This window comes from Halobacterium sp. CBA1132 (assembly GCF_001485535.1).
Classification (GTDB): Archaea; Halobacteriota; Halobacteria; order Halobacteriales; family Halobacteriaceae; genus Halobacterium.
The window spans coordinates 2,144,141-2,156,419 of record NZ_BCMZ01000001.1; the positions used below are offsets into that span (position 1 = coordinate 2,144,141).

General features: G+C 67.4%; 18 protein-coding genes and 2 tRNA genes. 11 read left to right on the top strand and 9 right to left on the bottom strand.

Going from position 1 to position 12,279, the window contains the following annotated elements:
* The first annotated feature begins 148 nt into the window (after positions 1-148).
* From AVZ66_RS11285 to AVZ66_RS11300, 4 genes are read left to right on the top strand one after another with little or no spacing between them, the layout of a single operon-like run.
* Complete coding sequence (locus tag AVZ66_RS11285) at positions 149-1,060, top strand: acyltransferase (protein WP_058984176.1); 912 nt, start codon at positions 149-151, stop codon at positions 1,058-1,060.
* A 58-nt stretch (positions 1,061-1,118) separates the two neighbouring features.
* Positions 1,119-1,367 carry a hypothetical protein gene (locus tag AVZ66_RS11290; RefSeq protein WP_058984177.1) on the top strand — a complete coding sequence of 83 codons (249 nt, stop codon included), beginning with the start codon at positions 1,119-1,121 and terminating at the stop codon, positions 1,365-1,367.
* Positions 1,364-2,074 (top strand): hypothetical protein, encoded by a 711-nt coding sequence (locus AVZ66_RS11295; RefSeq protein ID WP_058984178.1) that lies wholly within the window; start codon positions 1,364-1,366, stop codon positions 2,072-2,074. The genes AVZ66_RS11290 and AVZ66_RS11295 overlap by 4 nt, the downstream gene beginning before the upstream one ends.
* A 32-nt stretch (positions 2,075-2,106) precedes the next feature.
* Positions 2,107-2,367 (top strand): glutathione S-transferase N-terminal domain-containing protein, encoded by a 261-nt coding sequence (locus AVZ66_RS11300; protein ID WP_058984179.1) that lies wholly within the window; start codon positions 2,107-2,109, stop codon positions 2,365-2,367.
* 231 nt (positions 2,368-2,598) lie between these two features.
* Here the strand turns inward: AVZ66_RS11300 and AVZ66_RS11305 are convergent, their stop codons facing one another.
* Positions 2,599-2,862, bottom strand: a complete 264-nt coding sequence (locus AVZ66_RS11305) for a hypothetical protein (RefSeq protein ID WP_058984180.1) — start codon at positions 2,860-2,862, stop codon at positions 2,599-2,601.
* Between the two features lie 366 nt (positions 2,863-3,228).
* Positions 3,229-3,299 (bottom strand) — tRNA-Gly (locus tag AVZ66_RS11310).
* Between the two features lie 121 nt (positions 3,300-3,420).
* Here AVZ66_RS11310 and AVZ66_RS11315 point away from each other — a divergent pair.
* Entirely contained in the window at positions 3,421-4,227 is an 807-nt protein-coding gene (locus AVZ66_RS11315; RefSeq protein WP_058984181.1) for an NAD+ synthase, read from the top strand.
* Here the strand turns inward: AVZ66_RS11315 and AVZ66_RS11320 are convergent.
* Positions 4,224-4,907 carry an enoyl-CoA hydratase/isomerase family protein gene (locus tag AVZ66_RS11320; protein WP_058984182.1) on the bottom strand — a complete coding sequence of 228 codons (684 nt, stop codon included), beginning with the start codon at positions 4,905-4,907 and terminating at the stop codon, positions 4,224-4,226. The genes AVZ66_RS11315 and AVZ66_RS11320 overlap by 4 nt on opposite strands.
* A gap of 59 nt (positions 4,908-4,966) precedes the next feature.
* Between AVZ66_RS11320 and AVZ66_RS11325 the strand changes: the two genes are divergently transcribed.
* Together AVZ66_RS11325 and AVZ66_RS11330 are read left to right on the top strand one after the other, a co-directional pair.
* Positions 4,967-5,629 carry a hypothetical protein gene (locus tag AVZ66_RS11325; protein ID WP_058984183.1) on the top strand — a complete coding sequence of 221 codons (663 nt, stop codon included), beginning with the start codon at positions 4,967-4,969 and terminating at the stop codon, positions 5,627-5,629.
* Between the two features lie 44 nt (positions 5,630-5,673).
* A tRNA-Thr gene (locus AVZ66_RS11330) sits at positions 5,674-5,745 on the top strand.
* 34 nt (positions 5,746-5,779) lie between these two features.
* On the opposite strand, the gene AVZ66_RS11335 is transcribed toward AVZ66_RS11330, so the two are convergent.
* Entirely contained in the window at positions 5,780-6,619 is an 840-nt protein-coding gene (locus tag AVZ66_RS11335; protein WP_058984184.1) for an aldo/keto reductase, read from the bottom strand.
* 151 nt (positions 6,620-6,770) lie between these two features.
* Between AVZ66_RS11335 and AVZ66_RS11340 the strand changes: the two genes are divergently transcribed.
* From AVZ66_RS11340 to AVZ66_RS11350, 3 genes are all read left to right on the top strand, one after another.
* Entirely contained in the window at positions 6,771-6,977 is a 207-nt protein-coding gene (locus AVZ66_RS11340; RefSeq protein ID WP_058984185.1) for a hypothetical protein, read from the top strand.
* A 295-nt stretch (positions 6,978-7,272) separates the two neighbouring features.
* On the top strand, positions 7,273-8,040 hold the full coding sequence (locus tag AVZ66_RS11345; RefSeq protein ID WP_058984186.1) for a DUF6517 family protein: 768 nt from the start codon (positions 7,273-7,275) through the stop codon (positions 8,038-8,040).
* A 93-nt stretch (positions 8,041-8,133) separates the two neighbouring features.
* The gene (locus AVZ66_RS11350; RefSeq protein WP_058984187.1) at positions 8,134-8,604 is read left to right on the top strand and encodes a hypothetical protein; all 471 of its coding nucleotides are present in this window, start codon (positions 8,134-8,136) and stop codon (positions 8,602-8,604) included.
* 1 nt (position 8,605) lies between these two features.
* On the opposite strand, the gene rdgB is transcribed toward AVZ66_RS11350, so the two are convergent.
* Together rdgB and AVZ66_RS11360 are read right to left on the bottom strand one after the other, a co-directional pair.
* Positions 8,606-9,160: an RdgB/HAM1 family non-canonical purine NTP pyrophosphatase gene (gene rdgB / locus AVZ66_RS11355; RefSeq protein ID WP_058984188.1), complete on the bottom strand. Its 555-nt coding sequence runs from the start codon at positions 9,158-9,160 to the stop codon at positions 8,606-8,608.
* A 37-nt stretch (positions 9,161-9,197) separates the two neighbouring features.
* Complete coding sequence (locus tag AVZ66_RS11360; RefSeq protein ID WP_058984189.1) at positions 9,198-9,473, bottom strand: DUF5808 domain-containing protein; 276 nt, start codon at positions 9,471-9,473, stop codon at positions 9,198-9,200.
* A gap of 101 nt (positions 9,474-9,574) precedes the next feature.
* Here AVZ66_RS11360 and AVZ66_RS15720 point away from each other — a divergent pair, with 101 nt between their 5' ends.
* Positions 9,575-10,210, top strand: a complete 636-nt coding sequence (locus AVZ66_RS15720; protein WP_082678726.1) for an IS6 family transposase — start codon at positions 9,575-9,577, stop codon at positions 10,208-10,210.
* A gap of 7 nt (positions 10,211-10,217) precedes the next feature.
* Here the strand turns inward: AVZ66_RS15720 and AVZ66_RS11370 are convergent, their stop codons facing one another.
* Genes AVZ66_RS11370 through AVZ66_RS11380 form a run of 3 tightly spaced genes read right to left on the bottom strand, consistent with a single transcriptional unit; the run spans position 10,218 to position 12,249 of the window.
* Positions 10,218-11,795, bottom strand: a complete 1,578-nt coding sequence (locus AVZ66_RS11370) for a bifunctional N(6)-L-threonylcarbamoyladenine synthase/serine/threonine protein kinase (RefSeq protein ID WP_058984190.1) — start codon at positions 11,793-11,795, stop codon at positions 10,218-10,220.
* Positions 11,796-11,803: 8 nt separating this feature from the next.
* The gene (locus tag AVZ66_RS11375) at positions 11,804-11,938 is read right to left on the bottom strand and encodes a 30S ribosomal protein S27ae (protein ID WP_058984191.1); all 135 of its coding nucleotides are present in this window, start codon (positions 11,936-11,938) and stop codon (positions 11,804-11,806) included.
* Positions 11,938-12,249 carry a 30S ribosomal protein S24e gene (locus tag AVZ66_RS11380; RefSeq protein ID WP_058984192.1) on the bottom strand — a complete coding sequence of 104 codons (312 nt, stop codon included), beginning with the start codon at positions 12,247-12,249 and terminating at the stop codon, positions 11,938-11,940. Before AVZ66_RS11380 ends, AVZ66_RS11375 begins: the two co-directional genes overlap by 1 nt.
* Between the last annotated feature and the right edge of the window lie 30 nt (positions 12,250-12,279).

The window sequence follows — 12,279 nt, forward strand, 5'->3', positions numbered from 1 at the left end:
AGACGCCCACTTAGCGGGTGCGGTTCCGGTGGGGATTCACGAGCGGCGAGGCCAACCTCTGTACCGTCTCACGGCCCGGTTCCGTCGCGATTCCGGGGGTTGCCGTCGGGACGGAAACCAATATCCGTGCCCGCAGCCGAGTAGGGGTATGACCAAGCGCCACGTCTCCCTCCCGGACGACGCGGAGGCGACTCTCCGCGGGTTCCTCTCGGAGGTGGACGACCGACTCGCGGCCGCGAGCGGCCCCGACGAACTCGCGGACGCCGTCACGGAGACGCTCGTGGACCTCCACGGCGCCCGCGACGCCTACGAGAGCTGGCAGAACGACGAACACGTCTCGCCGACCGAGGCCGCTCGACTGGCGAACTTCGACCCGCGGAACGCCACCCTCGAAGCCGAATATTACGCCGAGAAGGACGAAGACGCGTTCGCGCGCTCGAAGCCGCTGCAGTGGCTGTGGCGGCAGTTCGACAACACGCCGCTGGCGGACAACGTGGAGTTCGCGCTGCGGTTCCGCCGGATGCTCGCCGAACACCTCTTCGAGAGCGTCGGCGAGGGCGTCCGGCTGTTCAAGGGCATCTCGATGACGTACGGCCACAACATCGAAATGGGCGACAACGTCGTCGTCCACGACGACGTTCACCTCGACGACCGCGGTGAGCTCACTATCGGCGACCGCGCGAGCATCAGCGACGCCGTCCACGTCTACACGCACGACCACGACGTCGTCGACCAGACTGTCGTCGAGAACTACCACACCATCGTCGACGACGACGCGCGCGTCACGCAGGGCGCGCTCGTCCGCGCCGGCGTCCACGTCGGCGAGAACGCCATCGTCGGGTCGCGGGCGGTCGTCCAGAACGACGTCCCCGACCACCACATCGCGGTGGGGATGCCCGCGAAGAGCATCAAAATCAAGCCCGGCTGGGAGTCCGAAGCCGAACCCGTCGAGGACGCGGGCGTGAACCGGCAGGCCGAGCGTCGCCTCGACGACGAACCCCCCGACGACCTCGACGCTTTCGACGAGTTCCAGCGGGATTTGACCCCGCCCGACGCCTGATGACAGCGGCGTTCGGACGGGCGAAGGGCTGAATAGGCTCGCCGTGTTACGCTAACACATGGAATGGGGGTTGTTCGTGTTCGCGGTGCTGCTCGTGGCGGCGCTGCAGTTCGCCGTGTGGCGACGCCTCCAGAGCGAGGACGCCGGCGCGTCCGACTCCCCGGGCCTCGGGGACGGCACGTCGCCGGTGGACGGCTCGTCGTCGACGAGTGACGACACAGCGAGCCTGCTGTGCCCGTCGTGTGGCGCCGAGAACGACGCCGGCTACCGATTCTGCTGTGAGTGCGTCTCCCAACTGCAGCCGTGACCCGCGCGGTGGCAATCAACGTCGCGGCGAACACGAACCAGCCGGGGTTCCGCGGGCCGCTGCGCGCCGACGGCTCGTTCGTCTACGTCCCGATTCCCGAGAGCGAACCGACTGTCGAACCGCCGCCGACGTACGCGGACCTCGACCTCCCCATCGAGGTTCCCGAGGAGATTCGGGAGACGCCGGTCCACCTCGACCCGTCGTTCGCGGAGTACCCCTGCTGTGACGGCTACACGTACGGCGACCCGCACGGTCTGAAAGCCCGGCCGCTGCTGGACCTCGACGCCGGCGACCGCGTCTACTTCTACGCGACGCTCGACGCGCCCGCCGACCCCGCGCCGTGGATGGCCGACGACTGGGGCGCGTACCTCGTCGGTGAGTTCACGCTCGCCCGCGACCCCGTGACCGGCGAGGCGTTCGAGAATCTGCCCGAGTCCGAGCAGGCGGCGTTCGCGGGGAACGCCCACCTGAAACGCGACCCCTTCGACGCCGCCGTGCTGCTCGCGGGCACCGACGACTCCCGGCTCTACGAGCGCGCGGTCCCGCTGAGCGGCGCGCACGGCGTCGACGCCAACCGCGCGGTCACGGAGTGGTCCGACGACTCCGGGAAGGGGCCGTGGTGGCGGCGCGCGCTGCGCTACGACGGCACCGGCCACGAGCGCCTCCGCGAGTGGGTGCAGCGGGAGTCGTACCCGCCGGTTCGCTGACGTTTACGTGGGCGGCGCACGAACGAGGTGATATGCTGGAACTGTACCAGTCCGAAGGCTGTCCGCACTGCGCGAAAGTCCGCGAGAAGCTCTCGGAGCTCGGCGTCTCCTACGTCACCCACAACCCCCGGCTCCCGGGCGGCGCGGGCGGCGACGTCACGAACGAACAGACCTACGAGGAACTCCAGAACGGCGGCGCCGACCAGATTCCGTACCTCGTCGACACCGCCCGCGAGGAAGCGCTCTACGAGAGCGACGACATCGTGGAGTACCTCGACGAACACTACGCGTAGCGGTTTTGGTCCAGATTTTCCCGCGAGCGGAGCGAGCGGGAAAAGGTGGGCGACCTGACATCGTGGAGTACCTCGACGAACACTACGCGTAGCGGTTTTGGTCCAGATTTTCCCGCGAGCGGAGCGAGCGGGAAAAGGTGGGCGACCTGACATCGTGGAGTACCTCGACGAACACTACGCCTGATAGAGCGGTCGTTCCGCGCGGTCGTCCGGCGCTGCGAATCGAGGGCGTCAGGCGTACCCCATGCCGCCCGCCTTCCCGTCCAGCTCGCCCTCCTTCCGGTCCTTCCCGCCGCCGTTCCCGCCGGGCGGGTCGCGGTGCTGGCCCCAGAGGTACAGCAAGTAGACGACCGTCAGGCCCGCGACGACGGCGAGCAGGTCCGTGAGCAGCGCCGGACCGTCGAACCACCACGAGCCCGCGGCGCCGACGACGCTGGTCAAGAGGGTCCAGCGGGTCCACGTCGGCGGGTCGAACTCCTCGTCTGACTCGGTCACGTCGCCGGCTTCGACGCGCTGCGGAATAGCACTTTGGGCTGTTCGAGCGCTGCGAGAAGGCCGCCGACAGAGTGCAATTCCCTCGCGCATCCACGAGATATCGAACGGACAGCGACACAGCCGTCGCTGGCCGGTTCGAGTGTCAGAGGAGTGCGCCGACCGGGAGTGAGCAGTCCGCAGGACTGCGAACATCGGAAGACGCTGCGCGTCTTCCGGGAATTGAACCGAAATCAGACGGTCCTGCTCGCCTCGCGGCGCTCGGCTGCGCGGGCTGCGGCTGATAGGCTTCAATTCCCTCGCGCATCCACTGCAGTATCGAACGGACAGCGACACAGCAGTCGCTGTCCGGTTCGAGTGTACGAGAAGTGCGCTGGCCGGGAATTGAACCCGGGCTATGAGCTTGGGAAGCTCATGTCCTACCACTAGACCACCAGCGCGCTCGGCGTCTGCGAGTAACTGACCGCCCCACTTGAACGTAGCGTTTCCCGGAGTGGGCACACGTCCACGAATCTCGGGGGTGGAGTGGGTTTTAGTCGGACGCCGCCGAACACGCACACGATGACTGCGCCAGACACGATACAGCCGCTGGACTTGCGGTTCTCGGAGTCGGAGTTGGCCGCGCGCCGCGACCGCATCCAGTCGTTCCTGCGGGAGACGATGGAGGACGCGGGCGCGGACCGCTGCGTGCTCGGGCTGTCGGGCGGTATCGACTCGACGACGGTCGCACACCTCGCGGTCGATGAACTGGGGACCGACGCCGTCCACGGCCTCGTGATGCCGGGCGAGGTGTCCAGCGAGCAGAACATGAGCGACGCCGAGCGGGTCGCAGAGGACCTCGACATCGAGTACGACGTCGTCGAAATCGACCCGTTCGTCGACCTCCTGACGGACCTGTACCCGGCAGCGGAGGGCGACGAACTCGCCGTCGGGAACGCGCGAGCGCGGACTCGCGCGGTGCTGAACTACCTCGTCGCGAACCACGAGAACGCCGTGGTGCTGGGCACCGGCAACCGTACGGAGGCGCTGGTGGGCTACTTCACGAAGTACGGGGACGGCGCCGTCGACTGCCACCCCATCGGGAACCTCTACAAGATGCAGGTGCGCCAGCTCGCCCGCGACCTCGGTGTCGACGAAGACCTCGTAACGAAGACGCCGACAGCGGAGCTGTGGGCCGACCAGACCGACGAGGAGGAACTCGGCATCGACTACGACACCATCGACGCGGTGCTCGCGCTCCACGTCGACGGGAGCCTCCCGGCGAGCGCGACGGCCGACCACCTCGGGATTCCGGACGGCGTCGTCGAGACGGTGCGCGGGCTCTACGAGCGCAGCGAGCACAAGCGCGCGGTGCCGCCGACGCCCTAATTCTCGAACGGCTTGCGGGCGAGTAGTCGCGCGAACGCGTCGGCTTCCGCGCGGTCCGAGGCCTCGCGGTCGTCGCCCGCAGCGAGCAGGCCCCCGAGTTCTCGGAGCGCCGCAGGGTCGTTGGCCGCGATTTCGTCCGCGACACGCCGCGGTTCCGCGACGATTCTCGAGACCAGTCCAATTTCGCGCGCCGTCTCGGCATCGACGGTGCGACCAGACAATGAGAGGTCCGCGGCGTGCGTCGCGCCGACCGCCGCAGGGAGTCGACGCGTGCCGCCCCACGCGCCGAACACGCCGAGCGAGACGCCGGGTTCGGCGAACGTCGCGTCGGGCGTGCAGACGCGGCCGTCGCAGGCGAGCGCGAGTTCGACGCCGCCGCCGCGGGCCGCGCCGTCGACGCCCGCGACGACGACGCTGTCGCTGTCCTCGATCGCGTTCATCGTGCGCTGGCCGCGGCGCGCGAACGCCTCCCCGCGGGGCCCGTCGAGGTCCCCGACAACGTCGAGGTCGGCGCCCGCACAGAACGCGTCGCCGGCGCCGTGAACGTACACGACCGGCTGGTCGGCGTCCGTCACGGCCTCCCGGAGGTCGTCGAGCGCCTGCGGCGTGAGCGCGTTCCGAGCGGCGGGGCGATCGAGGGTGACGACGCGGACGCCGTCGTCGGCTTCGACGCGGAGCATACCGGACCGTGGCGGTGGTTTCCAAAGGTCTTTGCCGTTCAAGCCGCTACCTTCGGTCGATGGAGGAGGCCGAGCAGGCGCGGGCTGCCGCCCGGGACGCCGTCGCGGACATCGAACCGGACGGCCTCCGGGCGGTCATCGACGACTACGTCGCGTCGTCCTCGATGCTCCCCGGAGTGCTCACGGTGCTGAGCGCCCGCGTCGTCGACGGTTCAGTCGACGACGACGCGGTGACCCGGCGGGCCGCGGGCGTCCAGCTAATCTACGAGGGTTTGCGAACCACCAGAGACCTCGTCGCCGAGGAGCCGTGGGCAGACACCGACGAACAGGACCCCGCCGACGACCTCGACGTGCTCGCTGCGGACGTGCTCGTCGCGCGGGGGTTCCGATTGCTCGCGCGCACCGAGGCCGCCGGACACGCCGTCCAGACGGTCCGAGAGTTCGGCCGCCAGCAGACCGACGAACAGGAGGGCCGGGCGTCGGCGTCGCGCTCGCTGGAGTCGAACGTCTTCGAACTCGCGGCCATCGCGGGCGGCACCGCGGCGGGCGGCGAGACGCCGGTCGCGCTGCGCCAGTACGTCGTCGGTCTCGCGGACAACGCGGCCGTCCCGCTGCCGGGCGCGGGCGACGCGCTCCCCGACGAAATCGAGGACGTGATGGCGCGCGTCGGCGAGCAGCAGAGCGACGAACGGGTCAGTCCCACGTCGGCTGCGGACCGCTGAATCGAAACTCATAAAGAAGTCCTCGTGCCTTCATACGAATGCGTGCCTGGGTAGCTTAGCGGTAAAGCGCGTCCTTGGTAAGGACGAGACCCCGGATTCAAATTCCGGCCTAGGCTCTTTCCTCTCGACCCTAATCGAGTAGCGCTGTGGCTACTCGGAGATGCCGTACGTGTCGCCGGTCCAGTCTCGCGCGGGGAAGTCGTAGACGGGCTGGTGGTGGTCGATGTCGTCGATGCGGGCGCGGTCCTCGTCGTCGAGTTCCCAGTCGAGGACGTCGAGGTTCGCGCGGACGTGGTCGGGCGTCGAGGACTTCGGGAGCGGGACGACGTCGTTCTCGACGGCCCACCGGAGCACGACCTCCGCGGGCGAGCGCTCGTACTTCTCGGCGACCGCCTGAATCGTGTCGTCGGCGAACACTTCGGTGCGCGCGAGCGGCGCGGCGGCTTCGACGACGGTGTCGGTCTCCCGGCAGTAGTCGACGACGTCGTCTTGGGTGTTCCACGGGTGGTACTCGATCTGGTTGACGGCGATGGGGACGTCGCTGACGTGGCGGGCGCAGCTGAGCTGGTAGGCGCTGAAGTTCGAGACGCCGACGTTCCGAATCTTGCCCCGTTCGTGGAGCGTCGCCATCGCGTCCATCGTCTCCCGCAGCGAGATTGCGGGGTTCGGCCAGTGGACGAGATAGAGGTCGAGATAGTCGGTGCCGAGGCGGTCGAGGGTCGCCTCGCAGGACTCGATGACGGACTCGTAGTCGAGGTGTTTCGGGAGGACTTTCGACGTGAGGAAGACGTCGTCGCGGTCGTACTCCGCGAGCGCGTCCCCGATTTCGGCTTCGTTGCCGTAGCCTTCGGCGGTGTCGACGTGGGCGTAGCCGGCGTCGAGGCCGGCGCGCACGGCGTCGCGGACGGTGTCGCCGCCGATGTCCCACGTGCCGACGCCGATTGCGGGGAGTTCGTCGCCACTCGGGAGCGTCTTCGTCGGTGGTGTCATCGTCGCATCGTTGCGCGGAAACCCCCAAAGGCGTTTGGCTCGTCGACAGTTTCGCGGCGCGACGAGAGACCTTATTGGCATATAACCACGTTTTATCAAAATAATCTGTATACGGAACAGCGTTATATTTCCTCGCGGTGGACGTGTTCGCATGGCAACGAAGAACCCGAGCGCGGACGCACGCGAACCGACCAAACACGAATCGGACCCCCACGAGTGCCCGTTCTGCGGGGAGTACGTCGCCTCGCCGGGGAAGGGGTTCATGCTGCACATCGAGGAGAGCCCCGACTGCGACGCGGACTTCGAGACGTGGCGCGACCGCGTCGCCGACGACGTTCCCGGCGGGTGGGCGGGATAGACGGCGTCGAGAGACTCGACTGGTGGGTCGGCCGTACAAACGTCTCTGCGCCCGTCAGCGTCGACGGACGCCTCGCTGTGGGTCACGCGACGAGGCGAAAACGGGAGTGGGGGAGTGCCGGACGCGCGGGGGAGTGGGGGAGAGTCGAACGCGCGTCCACTCGGTTGGTGTTTCCTCGGGTGTTATAAAGATTCGTCAGACGCGCCGTGTTCGTCGGGCAGGGCTCCCGCAGTTCACGTCAACGACGTTACGCGCGTCGGAAGACCCATTAGCGCGCAGCGCCCGAAACTGTCCCATGAACCGACGCAGATTCCTCGGCACCGCCGGCGTGGTGGGGCTGGGTGCGCTCGCGGGCTGTTCGGGCGCGGTCGGCTCCGTCGCGCCGCCGAGCGTCCCCGCAGACCAACTCTCGGAGGGCGGGTGGACGCAGACAGACCAGAGCGAGGAGACCGTCTTCGAGCAGAGCTACGGCCCCGTCACCGTCACCGGGAAGTCCACGACGGTGACCTACGAGGACGAGGCGCTCGCGGCCGACGTCCGCGAGAAGACGCTCGGGCAAATCGACGGCACGCTGGCCATCTACTCGGCGTCGCACATCAACTTCTCGCCGGACCTCAACAACCTCCCGGGCGGCGCCGGCCTCTCGGAGTTGCTCTCGGAGGTCGAGTCCGCAGCCGAGGCCCAGTTCGAGCAGCGGATGCGGGACACCGGCTTGGAGAACGTCACGAAGACCGGCGAGGCGGAGTTCCAGACGGACTCGGGCGCCAGCCCCGGCATCACGACGTTCACCGCGGACTACCCGGTCGGGACGCTGGCGTACGACGCCGGCGGCGAGACGTTCACCATCGAGGCGGGCGCCATCGAGGTGGCGGGCGACCTCGCGGTGTGGAACGAGGGCGACTACGTAGTCGTCGCCGGCGGCGCGTACCCCGGGCAGAACTTCGCGACGACCACCCAGAAAGAACTCTCGGAAGCCATCTCGGTGACCGTCGACGTCGACCTCGGTCTCACGCCCGAGGAGTACCGGACGGAAATCCGCGGGCTGATGGCCGCCACAGAATGACGACGTGGCGGGAGTTGTTCGACCGTAGCGCTGACTACGAAGGCAGCGTCGAAGACGTGCGCGCGGCGCTTACCGACCACCGAGAGCGCGACGATGAGTGACGTGAGCCCCGCGCGAGTCGCCGCGGACGCCGACGTGCTCGCTGCTGACCTCTTCGTGGACGGCGACGCGCGCGCTGCGCTCGACCACGTGCGCTCGCACTCGTGGGTCGACCTCGTCGCCAGCGACCCGCTGTTGGACGACGCCGAAGCCGTGGTTGCGGCGCTCGGCGACCCCGCCCTCGCCGCTGACTGGCGCGAGCGCATCGAGGCGGAGGCGACGCTCGTGAGCCACCCCGAGGGCGACCAGCCCACGCTCGGTGCCGCACACGCCGGCGACGCGGCGCACGTCCTCACGTACGACGAGACGCTGCGCTCGGCGCGCACCGGCATGGAACTGAAGGGGCGCGTGGACGTCAGCGTGAAGGCCCCGGACGCGTTCGCGCGGCTGTTCGACCCGGAGAAACTGTATCCGACGGTCGTCGGCGGCGACTACCCCGGTCCGGACCGCGACCCGCGCGAATAGCTCAGTCCTGGCGTTCCGCGAGCCAGTCGGCAAGCTTCGCGAGCGCGCGACCGCGGTGGCTGAGCGCGTTCTTCCGTTCGGTGTCCATCTCAGCGAACGTCTCGCCGTCGTGCTCGAAAATCGGGTCGTAGCCGAACCCGCCGTCGCCGCGCGGCGCGACGATGGTGCCCTGCACGGCCCCGGAGAACGTTTCGGTCACGTCGCCGTCCGTGTACGCGACCGTACAGCGGAACGCGCCGCGGCGGTCCTCTAGGTCTTCGGCGAGGTCCCAGACGCGCTCGATACCGAGCGTGTCCTCGACGTAGGAGGAGTACGGGCCCGGGAATCCGTCGAGCGCGCGAACGAAGAGCCCAGCGTCGTCGACGATGATGGGGACGTCGGCGTCTTGGGCCTCGTAGGCGTCCTCCGCGCCGCGGGCCGCGATGTCGGCGAGCTCGTCGCTCTGAATCTCGGTGTAGTCGTAGTCGTACTGGACGACGTCGTAGACATCGGCGAGGTACTGTTCGGCCTCCCGGACCTTCCCGGGGTTGGTCGTCACGAACCGGAGCGTGCGCATACCGACGCGTCGGCGCGCACCGAGTTGGATGCGTCGATTACTCGTCGACGACGACTTCGACTGCTTCCTCGACGGCGCCGTCGTCGTCTTCGTCCCCGCTCTGCTGTTGCTGCCAGAGCAGCACGCCAGCCACCGCCAGCACCACCCACGACCGCCAGTTCGCGAGGTTCAGCGTGTAGCCGATGCCGAACGGCTTCTCCACGAGCATCCCCTCGCCGGGCTGCCAGTAGGACTCCAGCATCCCGCTGAGTTTCGGGCGCTCGAAGTTGTACGGCACGCCGAACAGTTCGCCACTAGACGGTTTCTCGACCATACACGTTCGTTCGGCGCCAGCCCCCAAATCAGTTTGGGGCTACTGATAGGCGGTGTTCAGATAAGGATTGAAAGGTGAGGCGGTGCGGTTTTCAGGTGTCCATGCCAGAAAACGCCCGCCTCAGCGGTTGTTTAGACCAGATCGACTTAGAGTTTGTTGAACGAGAAGCGACACCGCAGCTGCTGATGAAGCTCAGTATTCAGCTCCACCTTGCTGGACTCTCACTTTCAAATACTGTCTCTATACTTGAGATATTCGGTGTCGAACGAGCACGCTCCACCGTCCATAACTGGGTTCACAAAGCCGACCTACAGCCCGAGTCAGGACGGAGTCCGGATCACGTTGCCGTTGATGAAACCGTGATCCGACTCAATAACGAGCAGTACTGGCTGTACGCTGCTGTCGATCCAGAAACAAACGAATTGCTCCATACAAAGCTTGAGCCGACGCGTACGAACGTGATTGCTCGCTCGTTTTTCGCCGACCTCCGCGAGAAACATGATGTCGATAATGCCGTGTTTCTCGTTGATGGTGCACCCACGCTGAAAGACGCCTGTCAACGACACGGCCTCCGATTCCAATATGAAAAACACGGGAATCGGAATGCTGTCGAACGTGTCTTTCGAGAGATAAAACGACGAACCTCATCGTTCTCGAACTGTTTCAGCAACGCCGCAGCAGATACCGCCGACGATTGGCTCAGATCGTTCAGCTTCGCATGGAATCAGCTTATCTGAACACTACCTACTGATAGCGCCCGCGCCCCTCGATGGCGCGCAACTGCGCGAACACCGACTCGTCGCCCGCCTCGCGGTACGCGGCCTCGAAGGCCGCCGTCAGCGGCTCGGGGTCGTCGGCGGTGCCCGCGAGACTCTGCTCGAAGACGTGGCAGTCCATCGCGTGGTCCTCCACGTCGTCCGTGTTGTAGCCGAGCCCGAAGTCAATGAGGAACGTACGGTCGTCGTCTCCGCTCGCGGTCACGCGTACGTTCCGGGTCGTCGGGTCTCCGTGGACGAAGCCGGCGTCGTGAATCGTCGCAAGGTGGCGGCCCACGTCCCGCACGCGGGACTCGGTGAGCGCGTCACGGACGTCGGTGTCGCCGACGCGCTGCAGCGTCAGCGTCGACTCCGGCACGTCCACGTCCCAGACGAGCGGCGTGGGAACGCCGTGTCGGCGCGCCTCGCTGGTCAAGCGCGCTTCGAGCACGGTGCGGTCGCGCCGCAGGCGCGCGTCCAGCGAGGGGTGGCGGTACTCCTTCGGGAGCCGCGCCTTCGTCACGTGGTCATCCGCGAACGTGACCGTCGCCTCCGCGCCCTGCAGCACGTCGCTGTCGGGGCGCGCGGGCGGCTCGGGCTCACGCCACGTCACCGGCACCTCGTCCGGCCGGAAGTTCGAGTCGATGGCGGAGTCCTCGATTTCGAGCGTGTCGCCGGCGCGCGCCATCTTCTCGCCGAGCACCGCAATCATCCCCGCGTTGTCCCGCAGGAAGCGGGGTTCGGGCGCGAAGAAGTCCGCGCCGCGCTGCTCGCACATCGCGTCGAGCATCCCACGCAGCCGGTCGTTCTGCGCGACGCCACCCCCCAAGACGAGTTCGTCGCGACCGGTCAGCGAGAGCGCGCGCTCGGCGACCTCACCGAGCATCGCGAAGACGGTCTCTTCGAGCCCCCGGCAGACGTCCTCGACCGGCGTCCCCTGGTCGTACTCCTGCTTGGCGGCGCTCATGATGCCCGAGAACGAAAAGTCCATCCCCTTCACGACGTACGGAAGTTCAGTGTACGCGCCCTCGTTCGCGTGAGATTCGACTTTCGGGCCGCCCGGGTGGCTCCAGCCGACGTGGCGCGTGAACTTGTCGAGGGCGTTCCCGACGCCCGTGTCCATCGTCTCGCCGAGCACGCGATAGCGGCCGTTCCGGTACGCGAGCACGTGGGCGTTCGCGCCGCTGGCGTTCAGGCAGACGGGCGCCGAAAAACCCGAGCGGTGGCGCCCGATTTCGAGGTGCGCGACCATGTGGTTGACGCCCACGAGAGGGACGTCTAAGGTCTGGGCGAGCGCGCGCGCCGCGGAGCCGACGATGCGCAGGCACGGGCCGAGGCCGGGGCCACGGGAGAACGAGACTGCGTCTATCTGGCCGTCACTCTCGTCGAGGATGGTCTCCACGACCGCGGGAATCGCCGACCGCATGTGCTCGGCGGCCTCGCGCGGGTGGATGCCGCCGCTGTCGGGCGCGTACGCGTCGGACTCGATGACGACAGAATCAGTCTCGGAATCGTACAGCGCCGCGCTCGCACACCACGCAGTGCCCTCGATTCCGAGAACCCGCATCTACCGGGTCAGTCCCACTCGGTGTAGCCGCACTTCCCGCAGTACTGCCGGTCGCCGTGGTCCGCGAGGAACGTGTCCCCGCAGCGCGGGCACATTTCCTTGTCCGTCGTGCCGTCGTCGTTGTAGTAGTCGTTCCGAGCCATCATTCAGCCTCCTCCGCTTCGGCGTCTTCCTCGGCGCCGATCTTGTTGCGGTCGAGCATGTGCTCGTGTTCGACTTCCGCGGCGTCCTCCGGGGAGTCGTAGGTCTTCGCGCGGCCGACCGTCTTTCGCATCCCGAACTTCGTGTCGAGTTCGTGAACGACGACTTCCTCGGAGTCCTTGTCGAGTTTCGCCGCGAGGCTGTCGCGAACGGAGAGCCGCGACGGCGTGGCGTCCTCGTGTTCGATCTCGAATTTGACCTCAGTCCGGTGAAGCAGGGGGTTGTCTTCCTGCTCCAGAATCTCGATTTCCATGGTCAGTTGTTCGTATATGAACGCGAAATC

Excerpts from the sequence above, each read along its gene's own strand:
- AVZ66_RS11285 (WP_058984176.1), top strand. The coding sequence starts at position 149 with ATGACCAAGCGCCACGTCTCCCTCCCGGACGACGCGGAGGCGACTCTC.
- AVZ66_RS11350 (WP_058984187.1), top strand. The coding sequence starts at position 8,134 with ATGAGTGACGTGAGCCCCGCGCGAGTCGCCGCGGACGCCGACGTGCTC.
- AVZ66_RS11315 (WP_058984181.1), top strand. The coding sequence starts at position 3,421 with ATGACTGCGCCAGACACGATACAGCCGCTGGACTTGCGGTTCTCGGAG.
- AVZ66_RS11345 (WP_058984186.1), top strand. The coding sequence starts at position 7,273 with ATGAACCGACGCAGATTCCTCGGCACCGCCGGCGTGGTGGGGCTGGGT.
- AVZ66_RS11335 (WP_058984184.1), bottom strand. The coding sequence starts at position 6,619 with ATGACACCACCGACGAAGACGCTCCCGAGTGGCGACGAACTCCCCGCA.
- AVZ66_RS11320 (WP_058984182.1), bottom strand. The coding sequence starts at position 4,907 with ATGCTCCGCGTCGAAGCCGACGACGGCGTCCGCGTCGTCACCCTCGAT.
- AVZ66_RS11325 (WP_058984183.1), top strand. The coding sequence starts at position 4,967 with ATGGAGGAGGCCGAGCAGGCGCGGGCTGCCGCCCGGGACGCCGTCGCG.
- AVZ66_RS11375 (WP_058984191.1), bottom strand. The coding sequence starts at position 11,938 with ATGGCTCGGAACGACTACTACAACGACGACGGCACGACGGACAAGGAA.
- AVZ66_RS11380 (WP_058984192.1), bottom strand. The coding sequence starts at position 12,249 with ATGGAAATCGAGATTCTGGAGCAGGAAGACAACCCCCTGCTTCACCGG.
- AVZ66_RS11360 (WP_058984189.1), bottom strand. The coding sequence starts at position 9,473 with ATGGTCGAGAAACCGTCTAGTGGCGAACTGTTCGGCGTGCCGTACAAC.
- AVZ66_RS15720 (WP_082678726.1), top strand. The coding sequence starts at position 9,575 with ATGCCAGAAAACGCCCGCCTCAGCGGTTGTTTAGACCAGATCGACTTA.
- AVZ66_RS11370 (WP_058984190.1), bottom strand. The coding sequence starts at position 11,795 with ATGCGGGTTCTCGGAATCGAGGGCACTGCGTGGTGTGCGAGCGCGGCG.
- AVZ66_RS11290 (WP_058984177.1), top strand. The coding sequence starts at position 1,119 with ATGGAATGGGGGTTGTTCGTGTTCGCGGTGCTGCTCGTGGCGGCGCTG.
- AVZ66_RS11340 (WP_058984185.1), top strand. The coding sequence starts at position 6,771 with ATGGCAACGAAGAACCCGAGCGCGGACGCACGCGAACCGACCAAACAC.
- AVZ66_RS11300 (WP_058984179.1), top strand. The coding sequence starts at position 2,107 with ATGCTGGAACTGTACCAGTCCGAAGGCTGTCCGCACTGCGCGAAAGTC.
- rdgB (WP_058984188.1), bottom strand. The coding sequence starts at position 9,160 with ATGCGCACGCTCCGGTTCGTGACGACCAACCCCGGGAAGGTCCGGGAG.